Origin of the sequence: Cucumibacter marinus DSM 18995, assembly GCF_000429865.1 — a bacterium.
GTDB lineage: Bacteria > Pseudomonadota > Alphaproteobacteria > Rhizobiales > Devosiaceae > Cucumibacter > Cucumibacter marinus.
In genome coordinates this window covers 196139-214458 of sequence record NZ_AUCR01000002.1, presented here as the reverse complement: position 1 = coordinate 214458, position 18320 = coordinate 196139, and the positions used below count along the sequence as shown (strand labels likewise).

Sequence of the window (18320 nt, the reverse complement as noted above, 5' to 3'; positions counted from 1 at the left end):
GGCTCAGACCTCGCGCCCTTCAAAATCGATGCGCGGATCGATCCACATATAGGTGAGATCGGAGATGAGGCCGATCACCAGCCCCAGCAGCGAAAAGATGTAGAGCGTGGCGAACACGACCGGATAATCGCGGCTGATCACGGATTCGAAGCCAAGCAGTCCGAGCCCGTCCAACGAAAAAATCGTTTCGATCAGCAGCGACCCGCCGAAGAATGCGCCGATGAAGGCCGCCGGAAAGCTGGCAATGATCAACAGCATCGCGTTGCGAAAGACGTGGCGATAGAGAACCTGCCGATTGTTGAGGCCCTTGGCGCGGGCCGTCACCACATATTGCTTGCGGATCTCATCGAGAAACGAGTTCTTGGTCAGAAGCGTCGTGGTGGCGAAGGCGCCGAGCGCCATCGACACGATGGGCAAGGCCAGGTGCCAGAAATAATCGAGGATCTTCTGCCACCAATTGAGGCTATCGAAATTGTCCGATGTGAGCCCGCGCAGCGGGAACAGGTCCCAGAAACTGCCGCCGGCAAACAGGATGATCAACAGGATCGCGAACAGGAAGCCGGGCACCGCATAGCCAACGATCACGATCCCCGATGTCCACACATCGAAACGCGACCCGTCCCGCACCGCTTTGGCAATTCCGAGCGGAATGGAGATGCCATAGGAGATCAGCGTCATCCAGAGCCCGAGCGAGATCGAGACCGGCATCTTCTCTATGATCAGGTCGATGACAGAAATGTCGCGGTAATAGCTTTCGCCGAAATCGAAGCGCAGATAGTTCCAAAGCATCATCCCGAACCGCTCGAGCGGCGGTTTGTCGAAGCCGAACTGCTTTTCGATTTGGGCAATGAACTCCGGATCGAGCCCCTGGGCGCCGCGATAGCCCGATCCGCCACCGCCTCTGTCGCCGCCGCCCCCGGACTGGCCTTGAACATCACCGCTGCTGCCGTCGAACCGCGCCGACGCATCGCCAACCCCGGTCAGGCCGCTGATGAACTGCTCGACCGGGCCGCCGGGTGCAAACTGGATGACCAGAAATGAGATCGCCATGATCCCGAAGATCGTCGGGATCATCAAAAGCAGGCGTCTGACGATATAGGCGCCCATCAGGCGTCACGCTCCTCCCGCCGGTTTCGCCCGGCAACGGCCCCAATCGAACTGCCTTTTCCTTCTACGCGCGAAAGGCCAATTCGGGTCAGAGTCTAGAGCATAACGCCTTACAGCCAAATGAGTTACGCTGTCTCACTTTCGCGAGGCGTCCCGTTCATCTCATCTGGCCTCGATACGATGGCCACCTGCCGGATCGAAAAATGACAGTGTATCGGCCTCGATGAAGAGCCTGACCGGCAGGCCCGGCTCGCCGGCGAATTTGCCGGGCGTGCGCGCGATGACCATTTTCTCGCCCAGCCGGAAGCTGACATAGCTGTCCGAGCCGGTGTGTTCGATCATCTCGGGGCGGATCTCGACGCCGGAACGGCTGTCGCCGACAAAGCCCATATGCTCGGGCCGGATGCCCGCAATCACCATGTCGATGCCATTGGTCCGCGCAGCCAGTCCCGGAACATGCAGGATCGCTTCGGGGCCGAGCTGCAGTTCGTCCGAACCAATCACCTTGGCCGGAACGAGGTTCATCGGCGGCGAGCCCATGAAATCGGCAACGAAGGTGTTGGCGGGCCGCTCGTAGATTTCGTCAGGCGTTCCGAATTGCTGCAGGATCCCGTCCTTGAGGACCGCGATACGGCTCGCCAGCGTCATGGCCTCGATCTGATCGTGGGTAACATAGACGATCGACGCGCCGGTGGTCTTGTGAAGCCGCTTGATCTCGGCGCGCATCTCGACGCGAAGCTTGGCATCGAGATTGGACAGCGGCTCATCGAACAGAAACAGTTCCGGCTCGCGCACCAGGGCGCGGCCCATCGCAACGCGCTGGCGTTGCCCGCCGGAGAGCTGGCTTGGCCGCCGGTCGAGCAGATGGTCGATCTGCAGGAGCTCGGCCACCTCGCCGACCTTCTTGCGGATCGCTTCCTTGGGCTGGCGCCGCACCTTCATGCCGAAGCCGATATTGTCCATCACGCTCATCGTCGGATAGAGCGCATAGGACTGGAACACCATGGCAATATCCCGGTCCCGGGGCGGGGTCCATGTCACGTCGCGCCCGGCAATCTCGATGCTGCCGGAGGTGACTTCCTCAAGCCCGGCGATGCAGTTCAGCAGCGTGGACTTGCCGCAGCCAGACGGGCCAACCAGCACCAGGAACTCGCCGGGTTTCATGTCGAGGGTGATATCGCGCAAGACGTCGACCGCCCCGTAGCTCTTGACGAGATGATCGATGCGGAGCGCGGTTGCGGCTTCCGCCGGCATCTGCACTACCATGGGTCTTCCTCCCCTTGTTTGACCGGACCGGTCGAGCGCCGGATGATCAGTTCCGGCTCGAAAGTAGTTTGCAGCCTTTTGGGCTCGGCACCCGCAAGGCGCCGGATGAGCTTGTCCGCCAGCGGCACGCAGGCGTCGCGCAAGGGCGCGCGCGTCACCGTCAGCGCCGGATCGAAATTGATTGCCCGCAAGGCCGGCATCGCATCGTCATGGGCGATGATCGAGACATCGTCCGGCACGGTCAGCCCCCGATCGGCCGCTGCGCGGTAAAGGCCCGCGGCGACCAGTGTCGAGGAACACAGAAACGCCGTGGGCGGCGCACCGAAGCGTCCCGAAAGCGCCGCGAGACCGAAGGTGTAGCCATGATCCTCATTGGGTGTGCCGTGGGCAACGAACACCTCCGGCGTTGCCATGCCGAAGCGCTCGAGGGTCTGGTTGAACCCGATCAGCCGCCGCCGGGAATAGGCATCGCCCGCCACCCCGTTCGCGAGCGCAATGCGGCGATGGCCGAGATCGGCAAGCAGCGTCACCGCGCGGGCCGAAACGGCGTGGTTGTCGATGTCGTAATAGGGATAGTCCGCGGTCTCGCCGGCGCGGCCATGAACCACGAATGGCACACCCATCTCGTTGAGGTAAGCAATGCGCGGATCATCGATCAGGGGCGCATTGAGAATAAAGCCGTCGAGCGTGTTCTTGGCGATCAGCCGCCTGTAGGGCGCAACCGGATCCGCATCAACATCGACTTGAAAGACAAGGTCGATATCCTTTTCAGCCAGTCGGGCCGAGAGGCCCAGCATGATCTCGACGAAGCCACGGTCTGCCGCCGCATCCTTGGTCATGCGCGCCACCATGCCGACCATGTTGGAGCGCCCGGACACGAGCTTCTGCGCCAGCCGGTTGGGCCGGTAATTGAGCCGTTCGGCGGCTTCCTCGACGGCAGCACGTGTCTTGGCATTGACCTCGGGGAACCCGTTCAACGCCCGGCTGACGGTTGCCACAGACAACCCCAGCTCCGCACCGATATCCTTGAGGGTCGCTCTCACCGGATCCCTCGACCTCCCTGCTCGATCACATTCTCGTATTTTGCAAACGTTTCAAATGTATCGGAAATCCGGAATTAATTCTAGACAAATCCCCCGGATTTCCTAGCCTATTGCCAGTTTAAAACGTTTTGGATATTCTGCGCAACAAGTGAGCAATAAGGCTTGCGTTGAGCATTCAGGGAGACTTGCCAGTGAGTGATTGGTGGCGTGGCGCGGCGATTTATCAGATCTATCCGCGGTCCTTTCAGGACTCGAATGGAGACGGCACGGGTGACCTTGCCGGGATCACCAGCCGGCTCGACCATGTCGCCTCGCTGGGTGTCGACGCAATCTGGCTGTCGCCGGTCTTCACCTCGCCCATGGCGGACATGGGCTACGACGTATCGGATTACACCGATATCGACCCGATCTTCGGCACGCTTGAGGATTTCGACGCGCTGGTCGCCCGCGCCCACGAGCTGGGTCTCAAGGTGATTATCGACCAGGTGCTTTCGCACTCCTCGGACGAACACCCTTTCTTTGAGCAAAGCCGCCAGGACAAGACCAACGACAAGGCGGACTGGTATGTGTGGGCCGATCCCTGCGCCGACGGCACACCGCCCAACAATTGGCTCTCGATTTTCGGCGGGTCCGCCTGGGAATGGGAACCGCGCCGGCGACAGTACTACCTGCACAACTTCCTGATCGAGCAGCCCGATTTCAATCTGCACCACCCCGAAGTGCAGGACTGGTTGCTGGGCACGATGCAGTTCTGGCTTGACCGCGGTGTCGACGGCTTCCGGCTCGACACGGTCAATTTCTACATGCACGACCAGTCCTTGCGGGACAATCCGGTCCGCGAGCGGGCGGAAATGCGCCCCGAGGCCAACCCCTATGACATGCAGAACCACATTTTCTCGAAGACCCAGCCAGAGAACATTGCCTTCCTGAAGCGGATACGGGCCCTGACAGACCGCTACTCCGATCGCACCGTCGTCGGTGAAGTCGGCGACCATGCCGACCGTGCCATCGAGATCATGGCTGAATACACCTCCGGCAACGACCGGCTGCACATGGCCTATTCCTTCGACATGCTGGGGCCGAACTTCTCCGCGAAGCACTTCCGTTCCCGCATCGAGAACTTCTTCGCTTCCGCCGCCGATGGTTGGCCCAGCTGGTCGTTTTCCAACCACGATGTGCACCGCCATCTGAGCCGCTGGGCGGGGCACGCCCATTCGAGCGATGAACTCGCCAAGCAGGCCATCGCCCTGCTGGCAGGATTCGAAGGCACGATCGGCATCTATCAGGGCGAGGAGCTCGGCCAGACCGAAACCGATCTCGAATATCACGAACTGACCGACCCCGCGGGACTGCGTTTCTGGCCCGAGGTGAAGGGCCGTGACGGCTGCCGCACGCCGATGGTTTGGGAAAAGGACGCGCCGCACGCCGGTTTCTCGGCCGGCACGCCCTGGCTGCCGGTCAAGGCCCCCCAGGCCGCGCGCGCCGTCGACACCCAGGAAAGCCGCAAGGACTCGGTTCTCAACGCCTATCGCGAGACCATCGCTTTCAGGAAGTCGCGCCCCGAGCTCGTGCATGGCAACACCGAATTCATCGACCTGCCCGAACCGGTGCTGGCTTTCCGCCGCACGCTCGAGGGCCGGACGATCACCTGCGTCTACAATCTGTCGCCCAACCCGGTGAGCCTGTCGATCACCGGAGAGACCGCAACCACCGGCCCTGAGGCCCGCCTGGCGCTTGGCGCCGGCCAGCTCTCTCTCGGCCCCAACGGTTTTGCCTTTCTCGAATCCGAAGCTGCCTCGGCCCCTGTTCTCGAGCCGGGCGGAAAGGACAACAAGCTCGCCGTGGCGTGATGCTGCGGCTGATACACTGGGAGGAGTATCATGACGTCCAGAACAACCGCGCCAATCCTGGCGCTGGCGACCGCGGCCCTGTTGGCCTCGACCGCGCAAAGCCTTGCCTTTGACGAAAACACGCTGGTCATCTGGACCGGCGAACACCGCGATCACGAAGCTTTTCAGGCGATTGCCGACCAGTTCGAAGCCGATCTCGGCATCAAGGTCGTGATCGAGGAACACGAACCCCTGCCCGACAAGTTCCAGCAGGCCGCCGCTGTCGGCGATGGGCCGGATATCGTCATGTACGCCCATGACCGCTTCGGCGAATGGGCCGCGGGCGGCCTGATCGCCCCTGTCGATCCTTCGGCCGACAAGATGGGCGAGCAGATCGATACCGCCTGGGATGCGGTGAGCTTCGCCAACAAGGTCTGGGGCTACCCGATCGCGGTCGAAGCCATCGGCCTTGTTTACAATACCGCCCTGATCGACACACCGCCGGCAAGCTTCGAGGAAATCGCTTCGCTCGACCTGCCCGAAGGCGTGGCACCGATCCTTTGGGACTACAACAACACCTATTTCACCATGCCCCTTTTGATGGCCAATGGCGGCTACGCCTTCAAAAAGGTCGATGGCGCCTATGACGGCACCACGACCGGCGTGGCCAATGAAGGCGCGATGATGGGCGCCAAGGTGCTCAAAGGCCTGATTGATGATGGCACAATGCCGACGGGCGTGGATTACGGCGTGATGGACGGCGCCATGGCCAAGGGCGAAGTCGCCATGATCATCAACGGCCCCTGGTCCTGGGCCGGCTATGAGGCGGCCGGCATCGACATCGCGGTAGCGCCGTTGCCCATGGTCGACGGCAAGCAGACCCCGCCCTTCCTCGGCGTGATGGCGATGGCGATCAACGCCGCCTCGCCAAACAAGGATCTCGCCGTCGAACTGATCGAGAACTACATCACCACCGATGAAGGCCTTTCCACCTGGAACGCCAATGGCGCGCTGGGTGCGCTGACCGACATCACCGCCGGTGCCGAGCTCGACGATCCCAAGATCGCGGCCACCCTGGCCAATGCAGCGTACGGCGTGCCCATGCCCTCCAACCCTGAAATGGGTAAATTCTGGGCCGCCATGCAGCCGGCACTCACCAATATCACCACGGGTGCTGCGACCGTTGAGGACGCCTTGAACGACGCTGAAACCCGGATATTGGCCGAGTAATGGCTTAGCCGGGGCGGCGCCCCCTGGGTCGCCCCGGCACTGACTTTCGGGAGGGAGGGCCCGGAATGGCAACGCTCGACATGGCGGGCTCCGTGCCCGCGCAGCCGCAGCAGCAATGGCTGAGATACCTGATCGTCGGCGGGCTTTGTCTCGCCGGCTTCTATTCTGCCTTTGTGCTTTACACCGTCGATCAGCCCCTGTTCGGGGTTCTGCTGATCGCCCTGGCGGTCGGCTTCGCCATCATCTTCGGCACCCGGCGCTTCTACGCCACCCGCTTCATCTTTCCGGGCCTTGCCGCCATCCTGATCTTCATCGCCTTCCCGGTCGTCTATACCGTCTATCTGGGCTTCACCAATTACTCTTCGTTCAATCTGCTCACCTATGAGCGGGCGATCGAAGTCCTCCAGTCCAACAAGACCATCGACAAATCGACCGAACAGCCTTTCCTTGTGGCTGCCGAAGGGGATGCCTATCGCATCTACCTGCCCGACGCCGGCCTGATCTCGGGACCGGTCTCGCTCGAAAGCCCCGAAAGCGCCGCGCTCGAACCGATCAGCGGCGAGCCAGACAACCTGCTTGCCGCCCGCGATGCGGTGCGCCTTCGTTCAGGGCTGCAGAGCCTCGACCTCGTTCTGCCCGATGGCGGCATCCTCAAGAATTCGGGCCTGCGCACCTTCGCGGCCGTGACCCCCGAATATATCCGCATCGACGAAGACCATCTCGAGCGCACCGCCGACGGCATGATCCTCACCGCCAACCATGAGACCGGCTTTTTCGTCACCGAAGACGGTGAACAGGTGCCGCCGGGCTGGCGCGTCAATGTCGGCTGGAAAAACTACCAGCGCATTTTCGCCTCCGAAGGCGTTCGCGCGCCCATGGTCGCGATCTTCATCTGGACGGTGATCTTCGCGCTGCTTTCGGTTTCGCTCACCTTCGCGGTGGGGCTGGCGCTCGCCACAATCCTGCAATGGCCGCATCTCAAGGGGAAACCGGTCTACCGGATCCTGTTGATCCTGCCCTATGCGGTGCCGTCCTTCATCTCGATCCTCGTCTTCAAGGGGCTGTTCAACCAGAACTTCGGTGAGATCAACCTGATCCTCGAGGCTCTGTTCGGCATAAGGCCCGAATGGTTCACCAACGGCTTTCTCGCCCGCACCATGATCGTCATTGTCAATGTGTGGCTCGGCTATCCCTACATGATGCTGCTTTCCATGGGCTTTTTGCAGGCGGTGCCCGAGGACCACAAGAAGGCCGCAGCGCTGGAAGGTGCCTCGGCCCTGAGGGTGTTCTTCACCATCACCCTGCCGCAGATCATTCCGCCCTTCCTGCCGCTGCTGATCGCCGCCTTCGCGTTCAACTTCAACAATCTCGTCCTTATCCTGCTCCTGACCCGCGGCGGGCCCGATATCCCTGGCACGGTGATCCCGGCCGGGGAAACCGACATTCTGGGGTCCTTCACCTACCGCATCAGCTTCATGGATTCCGGCCAGCAATTCGGGCTGGCTGGTGCCATCACATTCCTCATCTTCCTGGTCGTGGGCGCCATCGCCTATGCCAATTTCGTTGCCATGCGCCGGGTCGCCAATCGGGGGAAACAGCTATGATTGTCGAGAACCCGCGCGAATTGCTGGTCAAGAAGATCTTCGCCCACGGCTTTCTGATCGTCTTCATCGCGCTGATCATGTTTCCATTCCTGATGGTGGTCTCGATCTCCTTGCGCGAGGGCAATTTCACCATCGGCTCGCTATGGCCGGACAATCCCACTCTCGAACATTGGGTGCTGGCCTTCGGCTTCGACTATACCCGCGCCGACGGCACCGTGATCAGTCCGCCCTACCCTGTCATGCTGTGGATGTGGAACTCGGTAAAGATCGGCCTCATCGCCGCCGCTGGCGTGGTGGCGTTGTCGACGATTTCGGCCTATGCCTTCGCCCGCATCAGGTTCCCCGGCCGCGCGGCCCTTCTTGATGGCCTGTTCCTCATTCAGATGTTCCCCACAACCCTGACGCTGGTTGCCCTGTTCGCCATCTTCGACGCGCTGGGGGAGATCTCGCCGGTAATCGGCATCGACAGCCACGTCTCGCTGATCCTGGTTTATCTCTCGGGCATCACCATGCATATCTGGACCATCAAGGGCTATTTCGACAGCGTCGATCCCGCTCTCGACAAGGCAGCCCAGATCGATGGCGCCACGCCCTGGCAGACCTTCCGCTATATCTTCCTGCCGCTTGCCGTGCCCATCGTCGCGGTGGTTTTCGTGCTGGTGTTCATCGCCACCATCAACGACTACCCTGTCGCCTCGGTCCTGATCCGCGCAGAGGAAAACATGACCCTCGCGGTCGGGTCGCGGCTCTACCTCAACGAGTTCAAATATCTCTGGGGCGATTTCGCTGCCGCCGCCATCCTCTCGGGCCTGCCGATCACGGTGGTGTTCCTCATCGCCCAGCGCTACCTCGTCTCCGGCCTCAGCGAAGGGGCCGTGAAGGGGTGAAAACCGTTTGTCGCCTCGCGACAAGCCGATGATCCAGTGGATCATCGGCAGGTTTGAACGCCGGGGAGACGCCAAAGGCATCGGGCCTCCAGCAGAGGCAAGGTGGGTTGGGCATGTGGAGCGATGGTCCGCCGAACGCCCGAGGAGCCATGCTCTCAGGGCCGGGTGAGCCTGCCATGCTCTCCGTTCTCGCCCTTCGTGGTTCGACAAGCTCACCATGAGGGCTCAGGGTGAGGGCTTTGGGTTGCATCCTCCCGGGCCGCCCCGGACGCCCTTTGCCTCACGCCGGCGGGCTGGTCCGGGACTGCGCGGAGATTATTGTAACGCGCACGCCAACCACCTCGTCATTCCCGAGCAGGCGGGAATCCAACTGGGCCAGCACAAAAACACTGGTGGTCAAGTCCATCACGCACCGTCGATGCCATCGCCACCAGTTCTAACCCTCTGATTCACATAGATTCCCGCCAGCCCGCCGGCGCGAGGCAGAATGTGGCGGGAATGACCAAGAGGGTGTGGCGGCGAAGGACTGCTCACGACCGTTTCAGGTCGCGATTCCAAGGGTCCTGGATTCCGGCTTTCGCCGGAATGACGGCGGAGAGCGGGGCGACGGGTATCCCCAGCAACAGGCGTCATTCCCCGCTGGCGGTGAGCAGGACCCCTTGTTCCTGGCCCTCGGCGAGACGTTCGCGAAAGGCGTTGAAGCGCTGGAGGCTCGCCGAACGGCGCCCGGCCTGCCCGAGATATTCGCGGTTGAGGTGGATACGCATGTAATCGGGATAATTCGCATCGAAAGCGATGGCGCCATCGGTGGGCGTCGAGCATTCGGGCAGCGACTTGTCGTCGAGACCAGGTACCGGGAAATAGGCGTCGTAGGTGTTGATGTCGTCGAATTCGAGCCCGGTGGAGAAGCGGTCGCTTTCCCATTCCTCGATCAGTTCGATGCGGGCCGAAAGCCGGGCGCTCTCGTGCCGGCAAGCCCCGGCCCGCTGTTCGACACTGAGTGCACCATTATCGACGACCGCTGCCAGCATGCTGGTTTCGCTGAAGACTGCACCATCCAGATTGGCCCCGTTGAGCAGGGTGCCGATGAGATAGGCGCCAGTGAGATCGGCGCCGGAAAGGTTCGCTCCCCTCAGATCGGCATAGGCAAAGGCGGCCCCGGACAAGTCAGCGCCGGAAAAATCGACATCGCGCAGATCGGCAGCCTGGAAATTGGCCTTGGACAGATTGGCCCCGGCCATGATGGCGCCCTTCCCCTCGAAAAAGGGCGAGAACGACCCCGACAGATCCGCATCGGTGAAGTCGGCGCCTTCCGCCAGGGCGAAACGCAGCCCCGAACCAGAGAAATTCGCACCCTTGAGCGAGGCGTTGCGGACATCGAGGAAATGCAGCCGGGCCTCGGAAAAATTGACCCCGTCGATCGGCGCATTGCGCAGGGCCACGCCGGAGAAATCGGAGCCGATGAAATCGAAGCCATTATCCATCAGGGTGCTGATGGCGATGCCCTGCCCCTGATTGGACCCGTCCCGGGTTTCCCGCGCCCGGTCGATGAGATCCATCGCCACCGAAAATTCCATGGTCTCGCGCACGGCCTGGACGTCGCGGCCCTGCTCTTCGACATTCTCGTTGAGCACCGCCAGTGCCCGGTCGAGCCGGTCGAAGCGTTCGCCGAGAAAGGTCTGAAAGTCCCGTGCGCTTGGCGAAATCTCGGCCAGGGCACCATTGGTGCCGCCAAGAGTGACGTTGAGCAGGAAGATCGGCGCCAGCACCAGGGTGAAGACGATGCCATAGATTGCCCCGGTCGCAGCCAGGCGCCGCCCGCGGCCCATGGGCCTGGGTTCGGCGCCGCGCCCGCGCATCAGCCACCAGATGCCGACCCCGACAATGGTGAGCCCCAGGGCGGCCGGAAACATCCAACCCAGTACATCCAGCCAGGGCGTCAGGATGTCTGCAGCCAGCCCCATCAGCGTCGCCACAATGCCCAGAATGGCGCGATTGGCCCAGCCCGCCTCCTCGCGCACATGGCGCAGAAGCTCCATCAGGACCCGGAACCAACCATTGACCCGCGACACCATCCCCATAAGCGTCCCCTCACATCAGAACCGAAACGCCCGCCGCGCCCCGAGGATGGGGCGGACGGACGCCGAGGTCAATTCTTAGGAAACCGAAGGGTTACCGGCGGAAGATGGACCTGTGCCACCCTTGAGGCTAGATTTATCGGAAACGGAGTACTGCAGGGACGCCATGTACTTACCTCAAGCCCGCCTCCTGGTTCTGGCCTCGGCCATGATTGTCGGTGCCAGCACGGCAGCGACAGCGCAGTCGGACCTCATCTTCCGCCCCGAGAAAAACAACTCGACCCAGCCATCCGGTGGCTCTGCCTCCCCGGCCCCGGCGCAGCCCGCTTCAGCGCCCACGCCGGCCAGCAATTCAACCAAGGCGAGCAGCTCTCGGCTGGCGACGGGGCCGTGGGACATGCGGCGCAAATGCACCAATACGCCCCGCCAGTATTCGGTCACCATCACCAGCGCCACGGCATCCGCCTTCACCGGATCCTATGGGCCGAGCGAGATGAAGAACGGACGCATCAACGGCAACCAGATCAGCTTCAACATCGACTATGTCGACTGGCTGGGCAAGGAACAGCGCGAAACCTGGGTCGGCACGTTCAATGCCGGCAACGACACGATCACCGGCACCTATACCGGCGGCTGGGCCTCCAACTGCAACTGGACCATGTCCCGCTGAACGCGCGTTGCGCGCGGCATCAGCGGGCCTGTTTGCCGATCAGCTTGTGCCGGAGGAAGTTCGAGACATTGTCGAACACGAACACGACGATCAGGATCAGAACGACCATATAGGCAACATTCTCCCAATCCTGATTGGTGCGCATCGCTTCCCAGAGCTTGAGCCCGATCCCGCCGGCCCCGACCGCGCCGATGATGGTGGCGGAACGGGTATTGGATTCCCAGAAATAGAGCGACTGGCTGACGAACACCGGCAGCACCTGGGGCAGCACACCGAAGCGTTGGACAAGCAAGGGGCTGGCCCCCACGGATTTGACGCCTTCGCGTTGCTTGTCATCGATATTCTCGAGCGCCTCGGAATAGAGTTTGCCGAAGGTCCCGGTATCGGTGACGAAGATCGCCGAAATCCCGGCGAGCGGTCCCGGCCCGAAGGCGCGGGTGAAGAACAGTGCCCAGATCAGCATGTCGACCGAGCGGGTGAAATCGAAGAACCGCTTCATGAGCCAATTCCCGGCCCGGTTCGGCGTGATGTTGCGCGCCGCAAGGAATGAAAGGGGGAAGGCCAGGATCGAAGCGAACAGTGTGCCGATAAAGGCCATGATGATGGTCTGGAGCAGCTTCACCCACACATCGCCATGCTGCCATTCGGCATTTGAGACGATGTTGGACCAGGCCAGCGCCGCATTCGACATCTCGGGATCGATACGGTCACCGGAAAACACGAGCCCGATCACCTCGCCCATCGACTTGCCGAAAAAGGGCGAATTCGCATCGAACAGGAAATTCTCCCAGCCAAGGAACCGGTGTCGGATTTTCACCTCGTCGTCCTCGACCTCGACGCGCCCGGCGAATCCGAGCCCGACAACGACCTTGCCGCCTTCCTGCTTCTGCTCGGCCCATGACGGCAGATCGGTGAGCGGAGTGACGCTTTCATCGCGGTCGATGGCGAATTCGAGCGTTTGCCCACGATCGATGATGGTGACAAGGGACGGTTCGATCAGAATGCGGGCCGAACCCATCACGACCTCGGCGGATATTTCGGCCTGTTCGCGCACCGTCTCGAAGACCTGCTCGGTCACCTCAGGCGTGTCGGTTATGCCGACGCTGCCACCGGCCCCCATAAAGCCAAAGGCACTTGAGCCGGGCTTTTCGTCTTCGGCGGGCTGGTCTTCCGCCTGGGACGGCAGGGCGCCGAGAAAGCCGAAATTCGAGGTCTGGCCGCCGGTCTCGCCAGCCTTTTCTTCGACGGCGACGGGCACCTGTTTTTCGACCATGCCGGTCTCGGTCACGATCCAGTCAGGGTCAGGGTTGTTGCCCAGCGCATCAAAGCGCGGGAACTCGACAACGACATAACCATCCTCAAGCTGGATATCGGGCCGGGATTCGTACGAAATCCAGTCGGCAAGATAATTTCCGGCAATGTCCCAATTGGCCCGTTCGATGACCTGGCCCATCGAGAAGAAGAACCAGACATAGACGAAATAGATCGCCACCGTGACGACGCCAATCAGCGGCGCGAGGCGCTTGAGACGGCTGCCCTTGAACACGTCCGGATAGCGGTTCTGATAAAGCGCGACATCGGCGGGGGACAGCGATTGGGTCGGAGCGGTCATGCGGCGCCTCCGGCAGTGACGAATGCCTGGTCGCCGACGAGCTTGCGCCTGAGCCAGGCGGAGAACTGGTCAACGGCGATGATGGTGGTAAACAGCAGAAAGATGATGGCGATGGTCTTGGCCTCATGGCCGCGGCTGATGGAAAGGCGCAGCGCCTCGCCGATCCCGCCGCCGCCGACCGCCCCGATAATGGTCGAGGCGCGCACATTGATCTCGAAGCGCAACAGGCCATAGCTGACGAAGTTCGGCATGACCTGCGGGACGATCCCGAACCAGACCCGTTCGATCCAGTTGGCGCCCACCGCCCGCAACCCTTCATCGGGCTTCATGTCGGCATTTTCGACCACTTCGAAGAACATCTTGCCGAGCGCCCCGATGGTGTGGATCGCGACCGCAAGGATGGCGGGAATGGCGCCGAGCGAGAACACGACAAGGAAGAAGCCGGCAATGACGATCTCGGGAAAGGCGCGCAGGAACTCGAGAAAACGCCGCACGAAGAACCTGAGCCAGCGGCGGGTCGTCATGTTCGAGGCGGCGAGGAAGCAGAACACGAAACCGAGCGAGAACCCGACAATGGTCGACACCAGCGCGACATTGAGGGTTTCGATCATCTTGTAGAAATATTCGGGCAGATAGAAATCGCCGAACAGGTAGACCCGGCCGACATCGTAATTGTATTGCAGCGAGCCGTCGTCATAGGGGCTCGGCAAATCGAACAGGGCGCGCAGCGGCTCGATGGGATCGCGCGGCGCCATGTCGATGAAGAAATCGAGAAGATAGGGCAGCCGGTCGAAGAACTTGCCGGCATTGGTCTCGTTCGCGAACCAGAGCGAACCCCATACCGCAACGAACAACAGCCCGAGGCTCAAAAGCGTGTAAAGGCGGCGCTGCCCGGCCAGTTGCCGCCAATGCGCCTCGACGGCCTGGCCCTTGGGCGACAGCCCGGGCGGAGGAGAAGTTATGTCCGACATCGCTACCCTCGATATGGAGAAACGGCGCCGGAGGACCCGGCGCCGTTTGATCAGTCTGGCTTAGCCGCCGATGGTGGCCTTGCGGGCCGCGATGACCGGGGCATAGAAGTCGACATTCACTTCGGTGAAGCCGGAATAATCACCACCCTGGATGGCCGAGAAGCAGGCCGGATCGGTTTCAGGCAGCGTCGACATGAAGGCCACGAAGCCGTCCTTGGTTTCCTGATCGAGCGAGGTGCGCACAACGATCGGACCATTCGGGATCAGCGGGGACTTCCACAATTCGACCAGATCGGTCATGTCGAGGATGCCCTTGTCGACCATCTTGCGCAGATTGCCCGAGGTGTAGCCTTCTTCCCATTCACCGACGCCCGAGGCCCAGGTGGTGCCGGCATCGAAGGTACCCTTGACGACTTCGAGCACGAGGTTTTCGTGACCGCCGCCGAAACCGGTTTCAGCGAAATATTCGTCGATCGGGGCGCCAACGGCGTCCGGCAGGGTGACGGTCGGGATCAGGAAGCCGGAAGTCGAATCCGGATCGGCGAAGCCGAGCTTCTTGCCCTTCATGTCCTCGAGCGAGGTCATGCCGGAATCGGCACGGGCAACCATGACGGAGTGATAGCCGGTCGAACCGTCGGTCTGCACAGTGGTCAGCACCGGCTCAACGGCGTTGGGGTCTTCGAGATAGACCTTGGCATAGCCCGAGGCGCCAAGCTCGGCATAGTCGAGCGTGCCGCCCAGCAGCCCCTGGATCACGCCATCATAATCGGCGGCCGGGAACAGGGAGACCTTCTCGAAGCCGAACTCGTCCTTGAGGTGGTCGGCAAGGCATTCGAAATTGCGCAGGCGGTCGGCTTCGTTTTCGCCGCCAAGGATGCCGATGCGGAATTCGCTGGGGGCTTCGGCAAGGACAGCTGAGGTGGTGATGGCAAGGGCAACCGAGCCCATGAGGATGGTCTTGAGCATTGACGTCTCTCCTGAATGATCGTCGGGGGTCCACTCAGGCCCGGGATCGGGCGCTGATGGGTTCACTCCACGCGCGGCCTTGCTCATCGCCACGCGCGAAACTGGTTGGTTTGGCTCACCCGGCCATGGCGGCGGCCGGTTGCCGGGGCTTTTCGGTGGTCCTTGCAGGCCTCGCCGGGTCGGTCGGCAGCGAGGTCGAGGTCACGGCTTCCGAGAAGGCTTCGTCGAGCCCGTCGGCGCCATAGATCTCGCGCGCCGCATCGACCGTCAGATCGTCGGGTGTTCCATCGAACACAATGCGCCCGCCCTGCATGCCGATAATGCGGGAGCAATAGGCGCGGGCGGTGTCGAGCGTGTGCAGATTGGTGATGACCGTGATGCCCTCGCGCTCATTGATCTGCTTGAGCGAGTCCATGACGATCTTGGCGTTGCGCGGATCGAGCGAGGCGATGGGCTCATCGGCCAGCACCAGCTTGGGGTTCTGCATCAGCGCCCGCGCAATGGCGACGCGCTGCTGCTGGCCACCCGAAAGAGTGCCAGCGCGCTGCAGGGCCGTCTGCGCGATATCGAGACGTTCGAGCGCGGCCAGGGCCTCGGCGCGCTCCTGGCGGGTGAAGATGTTGAGAACCGATGTGACGGTCGAGCGCGAATTGAGCCGCCCGAGCAGCACATTGGTCAAAACGTCGAGACGCGGCACGAGGTTGAACTGCTGGAAGATCATCGCACAGTCACGCTGCCAGGCGCGCAACTCGCCGCCCTTCAACCGGGACACCTTGTGCTCGCCAAACGAAATATCGCCCGTCGAAGGATCGATCAGGCGATTGATCATGCGCAACAGGGTGGATTTGCCGGCGCCGGAGCGGCCGATAATGCCGACCATTTGTCCAGCCGGAATTTCCACACAGCAATCGTCGACCGCGGTGTTGGTTCCGAAAATCCGGGTGACGTTGTCGAGTTTCAGCATCTGCACGGCCCCTTCGCGCCCTTTGACGGGACGTCGAATAGCCGCGGTGCTTAACGGAGAGGTGTCGGTTCCATGTCAGTTCGATGAATGTGGAAAACTTTCGACAAAGTTGTCGAGTGCCAGGTCAGTTCTCAAACACAAGCTGCACGGCCTTGCCGGAGAAACGCGCATGGGAGAACTGCAGAGGCCGTCCATCTGCGGTGACGTTCATACTATCGACCACCAAAATGGGATCGCCGGGTTCAAGCTGCAGATAGCCGCAATCCCCGCCCTCGGCCACCGAGGCGCAAACCCAGCTCGATTTGCGGCGGTAGTCTTCGAATCCGGCTTTTGCCAGGGCTTTTGTGACGGAACCGGTTTCGGCGTAATCGGCAATTAGGTTCGGCACCATCGACGCCACGAACCAGCCCGTGCCGATCACGACCGGCCGCCCTTCGACAACCCGCAAGGTCTCGAGGCGAATGAGCGGCTCATCTTCCTTCACCCCCAGCTTCTCGGCGACAACGCCCTGCGCTGGTTCAAGTGAAGACCCGATCAGCCGCCCGCCAGGCTGCAAATCCTGGGCGGACACGATGTCGGAGAAGCGGGTCTGTGCAGTAATCGGATAGGCGATGGGCCGGCGCGACACGAAGGTCCCCCGCCCGCGCTCGGCCTCGAGATACCCGTCATTGGCGAGCATGGCGATGGCGCGGCGGACCGTATGCCGGTTGACCTTGTAGCGGTCGGCCAGCTCCATCTCCGTTGGCAGCCTTTCCCCCACAGTCAGACGCCCGCGAGCGATCTCGCTTTGGATGTCCTCGGCCACCTGGCGCCACACCGCCACACCACTTCCACGCTTGATCACGACCTGTCTTGTCCTGTCATCGAACTGCAATCTGTCTGTTTCTTAATAGAGTGCGAATCGAGTTGTCTACAAAATTAGACATTTTCTCGTAGACAAATTTTCCGGCAGGCCCTACAACCCGCCCCGCAAACCGATCCGCAACGCACCCAGGACGACCCTCCCATGCCGACCTCAGCGCCTTCATCAGCGCCGTCATCGAATGAACAGCACGCGGACCGCCAGCGCGTGATGCGTGTCCTCGCGCTTTCACAAGCCGAGCGCCTCGAAACGCTCTATGAGGATTTTGACGCCAAGCCGGATTGGACCTTTGCCCGCCGGCCCGAAACCGGGCTTGTCATGGTCCGGGGCCGCACAGGCGGTGGCGGTGCGCCCTTCAATCTCGGCGAGATGACCGTGACCCGCGCTGCGGTGACCCTGAATTCGGGGGAAACCGGTCACGCCTATGTCCAGGGTGGAAACCAGCGCAAGGCCGCCATCGCCGCCTTTTTCGACGCCGCCTGGCAGAGCGCGGCGCTGACCGCCCGCGTCAAGGCCGAGATCGTCGACCCCCTCAATGCAGAGATCGAGGCCGAGGACCGGCGGGTACGCGCCGAGACGGCGGCCACAAAGGTCGATTTCTTCACCATGGTCCGCGGAGAAGACTGATGCTCGAAACCGCTCCCCAACCCGGCTTCACCGATCCGGCGATCCAGTCCCAGGCTGCCTTCCGCGCCGTCATGGACGCCATGGCCCGCCCCGGCCGTATCTATAAGGCGCCCGAACTGATCACCGCTCCGGCGCCAATGAACCCGGTCGCCGCCATGATCGCGCTGACCCTTGTCGATTTCGACACCCCGGTCTGGCTCGACCACGGTTTGGCCCAAAGCGAAGACCTCAATCGGTTCCTCGCCTTCCATACCGGTGCGCCGGTCACCAGTGACAAAACCGAAGCCGCCTTCGCCTTCTTCGCCAATCCGCAAAAACTCGGCGACATCGCGAATTTCGCGCTCGGCACCGACACCTATCCAGACCGCTCGACAACGCTGATCCTGCAGGTCGAGGCATTGACCAACGCCTCGGGCGAAACGCTGAAAGGCCCCGGCATCGAAACCGAACGCCGCCTCGGCGTCGCGCCGCTTCAGCCCGATTTCTGGCAGATGGCGGCAGCCAATGCCGCGCTCTATCCGCGCGGGATCGACATCATCTTCTGCACCGCCACCGAACTGGCCTGCCTGCCGCGCTCGACGCGCATCAAACAGGGGAGCTGAAC

At 62.0% G+C, this 18320-nt stretch carries 16 protein-coding genes; 7 read left to right on the top strand and 9 right to left on the bottom strand.

Going from position 1 to position 18320, the window contains the following annotated elements; translation table 11 throughout:
- Window positions 1-3 precede the first annotated feature (3 nt).
- The 3 genes from G489_RS0104210 to G489_RS0104200 form a co-directional block, all read right to left on the bottom strand.
- Window positions 4-1107: a microcin C ABC transporter permease YejB gene (locus G489_RS0104210; protein WP_029040470.1), complete on the bottom strand. Its 1104-nt coding sequence runs from the start codon at window positions 1105-1107 to the stop codon at window positions 4-6.
- A 162-nt stretch (window positions 1108-1269) separates the two neighbouring features.
- The gene (locus G489_RS0104205) at window positions 1270-2373 is read right to left on the bottom strand and encodes an ABC transporter ATP-binding protein (RefSeq protein WP_081691395.1); all 1104 of its coding nucleotides are present in this window, start codon (window positions 2371-2373) and stop codon (window positions 1270-1272) included.
- Window positions 2367-3416 (bottom strand): LacI family DNA-binding transcriptional regulator, encoded by a 1050-nt coding sequence (locus tag G489_RS0104200; RefSeq protein WP_029040468.1) that lies wholly within the window; start codon window positions 3414-3416, stop codon window positions 2367-2369. The genes G489_RS0104205 and G489_RS0104200 overlap by 7 nt, the downstream gene beginning before the upstream one ends.
- A 191-nt stretch (window positions 3417-3607) precedes the next feature.
- Here G489_RS0104200 and G489_RS19040 point away from each other — a divergent pair, with 191 nt between their 5' ends.
- The 4 genes from G489_RS19040 (at window position 3608) to malG (ending at window position 8966) form a co-directional block, all read left to right on the top strand.
- Window positions 3608-5266 (top strand): alpha-glucosidase family protein, encoded by a 1659-nt coding sequence (locus G489_RS19040; RefSeq protein ID WP_051332298.1) that lies wholly within the window; start codon window positions 3608-3610, stop codon window positions 5264-5266.
- Between the two features lie 30 nt (window positions 5267-5296).
- Window positions 5297-6475, top strand: a complete 1179-nt coding sequence (gene malE / locus G489_RS0104190) for a maltose/maltodextrin ABC transporter substrate-binding protein MalE (protein ID WP_035871460.1) — start codon at window positions 5297-5299, stop codon at window positions 6473-6475.
- A 65-nt stretch (window positions 6476-6540) separates the two neighbouring features.
- Window positions 6541-8079: a maltose ABC transporter permease MalF gene (gene malF / locus G489_RS0104185; protein WP_029040466.1), complete on the top strand. Its 1539-nt coding sequence runs from the start codon at window positions 6541-6543 to the stop codon at window positions 8077-8079.
- On the top strand, window positions 8076-8966 hold the full coding sequence (gene malG / locus G489_RS0104180) for a maltose ABC transporter permease MalG (protein ID WP_029040465.1): 891 nt from the start codon (window positions 8076-8078) through the stop codon (window positions 8964-8966). The genes malF and malG overlap by 4 nt, the downstream gene beginning before the upstream one ends.
- A gap of 629 nt (window positions 8967-9595) precedes the next feature.
- Here the strand turns inward: malG and G489_RS21595 are convergent.
- Entirely contained in the window at window positions 9596-11047 is a 1452-nt protein-coding gene (locus G489_RS21595; RefSeq protein WP_051332297.1) for a pentapeptide repeat-containing protein, read from the bottom strand.
- 163 nt (window positions 11048-11210) lie between these two features.
- Between G489_RS21595 and G489_RS22390 the strand changes: the two genes are divergently transcribed.
- Window positions 11211-11714, top strand: a complete 504-nt coding sequence (locus tag G489_RS22390; RefSeq protein ID WP_155889310.1) for a hypothetical protein — start codon at window positions 11211-11213, stop codon at window positions 11712-11714.
- 19 nt (window positions 11715-11733) lie between these two features.
- Here G489_RS22390 and phnE (G489_RS0104160) read toward each other — a convergent pair whose 3' ends face one another.
- From phnE (G489_RS0104160) to phnF, 5 genes are all read right to left on the bottom strand, one after another.
- Window positions 11734-13326 carry a phosphonate ABC transporter, permease protein PhnE gene (gene phnE / locus G489_RS0104160; RefSeq protein WP_029040462.1) on the bottom strand — a complete coding sequence of 531 codons (1593 nt, stop codon included), beginning with the start codon at window positions 13324-13326 and terminating at the stop codon, window positions 11734-11736.
- Window positions 13323-14297, bottom strand: coding sequence for a phosphonate ABC transporter, permease protein PhnE (gene phnE, locus G489_RS0104155; RefSeq protein WP_029040461.1), 975 nt, complete (start codon window positions 14295-14297; stop codon window positions 13323-13325). Before phnE (G489_RS0104155) ends, phnE (G489_RS0104160) begins: the two co-directional genes overlap by 4 nt.
- A gap of 60 nt (window positions 14298-14357) precedes the next feature.
- Window positions 14358-15263 carry a phosphonate ABC transporter substrate-binding protein gene (phnD, locus tag G489_RS0104150; RefSeq protein ID WP_029040460.1) on the bottom strand — a complete coding sequence of 302 codons (906 nt, stop codon included), beginning with the start codon at window positions 15261-15263 and terminating at the stop codon, window positions 14358-14360.
- Window positions 15264-15378: 115 nt separating this feature from the next.
- Window positions 15379-16227, bottom strand: coding sequence for a phosphonate ABC transporter ATP-binding protein (gene phnC, locus G489_RS0104145; protein WP_029040459.1), 849 nt, complete (start codon window positions 16225-16227; stop codon window positions 15379-15381).
- 124 nt (window positions 16228-16351) lie between these two features.
- The gene (gene phnF, locus G489_RS0104140; protein WP_029040458.1) at window positions 16352-17071 is read right to left on the bottom strand and encodes a phosphonate metabolism transcriptional regulator PhnF; all 720 of its coding nucleotides are present in this window, start codon (window positions 17069-17071) and stop codon (window positions 16352-16354) included.
- A 162-nt stretch (window positions 17072-17233) separates the two neighbouring features.
- Here phnF and phnG point away from each other — a divergent pair, with 162 nt between their 5' ends.
- Together phnG and phnH are read left to right on the top strand one after the other, a co-directional pair.
- The gene (gene phnG, locus G489_RS0104135; protein WP_029040457.1) at window positions 17234-17716 is read left to right on the top strand and encodes a phosphonate C-P lyase system protein PhnG; all 483 of its coding nucleotides are present in this window, start codon (window positions 17234-17236) and stop codon (window positions 17714-17716) included.
- The gene (gene phnH / locus G489_RS0104130; RefSeq protein WP_029040456.1) at window positions 17716-18318 is read left to right on the top strand and encodes a phosphonate C-P lyase system protein PhnH; all 603 of its coding nucleotides are present in this window, start codon (window positions 17716-17718) and stop codon (window positions 18316-18318) included. Before phnG ends, phnH begins: the two co-directional genes overlap by 1 nt.
- Window positions 18319-18320 lie beyond the last annotated feature (2 nt).

What these genes read in the sequence shown, in the direction of transcription:
- G489_RS21595 (WP_051332297.1), bottom strand. Translation starts at nt 11,047, where the DNA reads ATGGGGATGGTGTCGCGGGTCAATGGTTGGTTCCGGGTCCTGATGGAG.
- G489_RS0104205 (WP_081691395.1), bottom strand. Translation starts at nt 2,373, where the DNA reads ATGGTAGTGCAGATGCCGGCGGAAGCCGCAACCGCGCTCCGCATCGAT.
- malE (WP_035871460.1), top strand. Translation starts at nt 5,297, where the DNA reads ATGACGTCCAGAACAACCGCGCCAATCCTGGCGCTGGCGACCGCGGCC.
- phnD (WP_029040460.1), bottom strand. Translation starts at nt 15,263, where the DNA reads ATGCTCAAGACCATCCTCATGGGCTCGGTTGCCCTTGCCATCACCACC.
- G489_RS22390 (WP_155889310.1), top strand. Translation starts at nt 11,211, where the DNA reads ATGTACTTACCTCAAGCCCGCCTCCTGGTTCTGGCCTCGGCCATGATT.
- phnE (WP_029040461.1), bottom strand. Translation starts at nt 14,297, where the DNA reads ATGTCGGACATAACTTCTCCTCCGCCCGGGCTGTCGCCCAAGGGCCAG.
- malG (WP_029040465.1), top strand. Translation starts at nt 8,076, where the DNA reads ATGATTGTCGAGAACCCGCGCGAATTGCTGGTCAAGAAGATCTTCGCC.
- phnE (WP_029040462.1), bottom strand. Translation starts at nt 13,326, where the DNA reads ATGACCGCTCCGACCCAATCGCTGTCCCCCGCCGATGTCGCGCTTTAT.
- G489_RS0104210 (WP_029040470.1), bottom strand. Translation starts at nt 1,107, where the DNA reads ATGGGCGCCTATATCGTCAGACGCCTGCTTTTGATGATCCCGACGATC.
- phnH (WP_029040456.1), top strand. Translation starts at nt 17,716, where the DNA reads ATGCTCGAAACCGCTCCCCAACCCGGCTTCACCGATCCGGCGATCCAG.
- phnC (WP_029040459.1), bottom strand. Translation starts at nt 16,227, where the DNA reads ATGCTGAAACTCGACAACGTCACCCGGATTTTCGGAACCAACACCGCG.
- malF (WP_029040466.1), top strand. Translation starts at nt 6,541, where the DNA reads ATGGCAACGCTCGACATGGCGGGCTCCGTGCCCGCGCAGCCGCAGCAG.
- phnG (WP_029040457.1), top strand. Translation starts at nt 17,234, where the DNA reads ATGCCGACCTCAGCGCCTTCATCAGCGCCGTCATCGAATGAACAGCAC.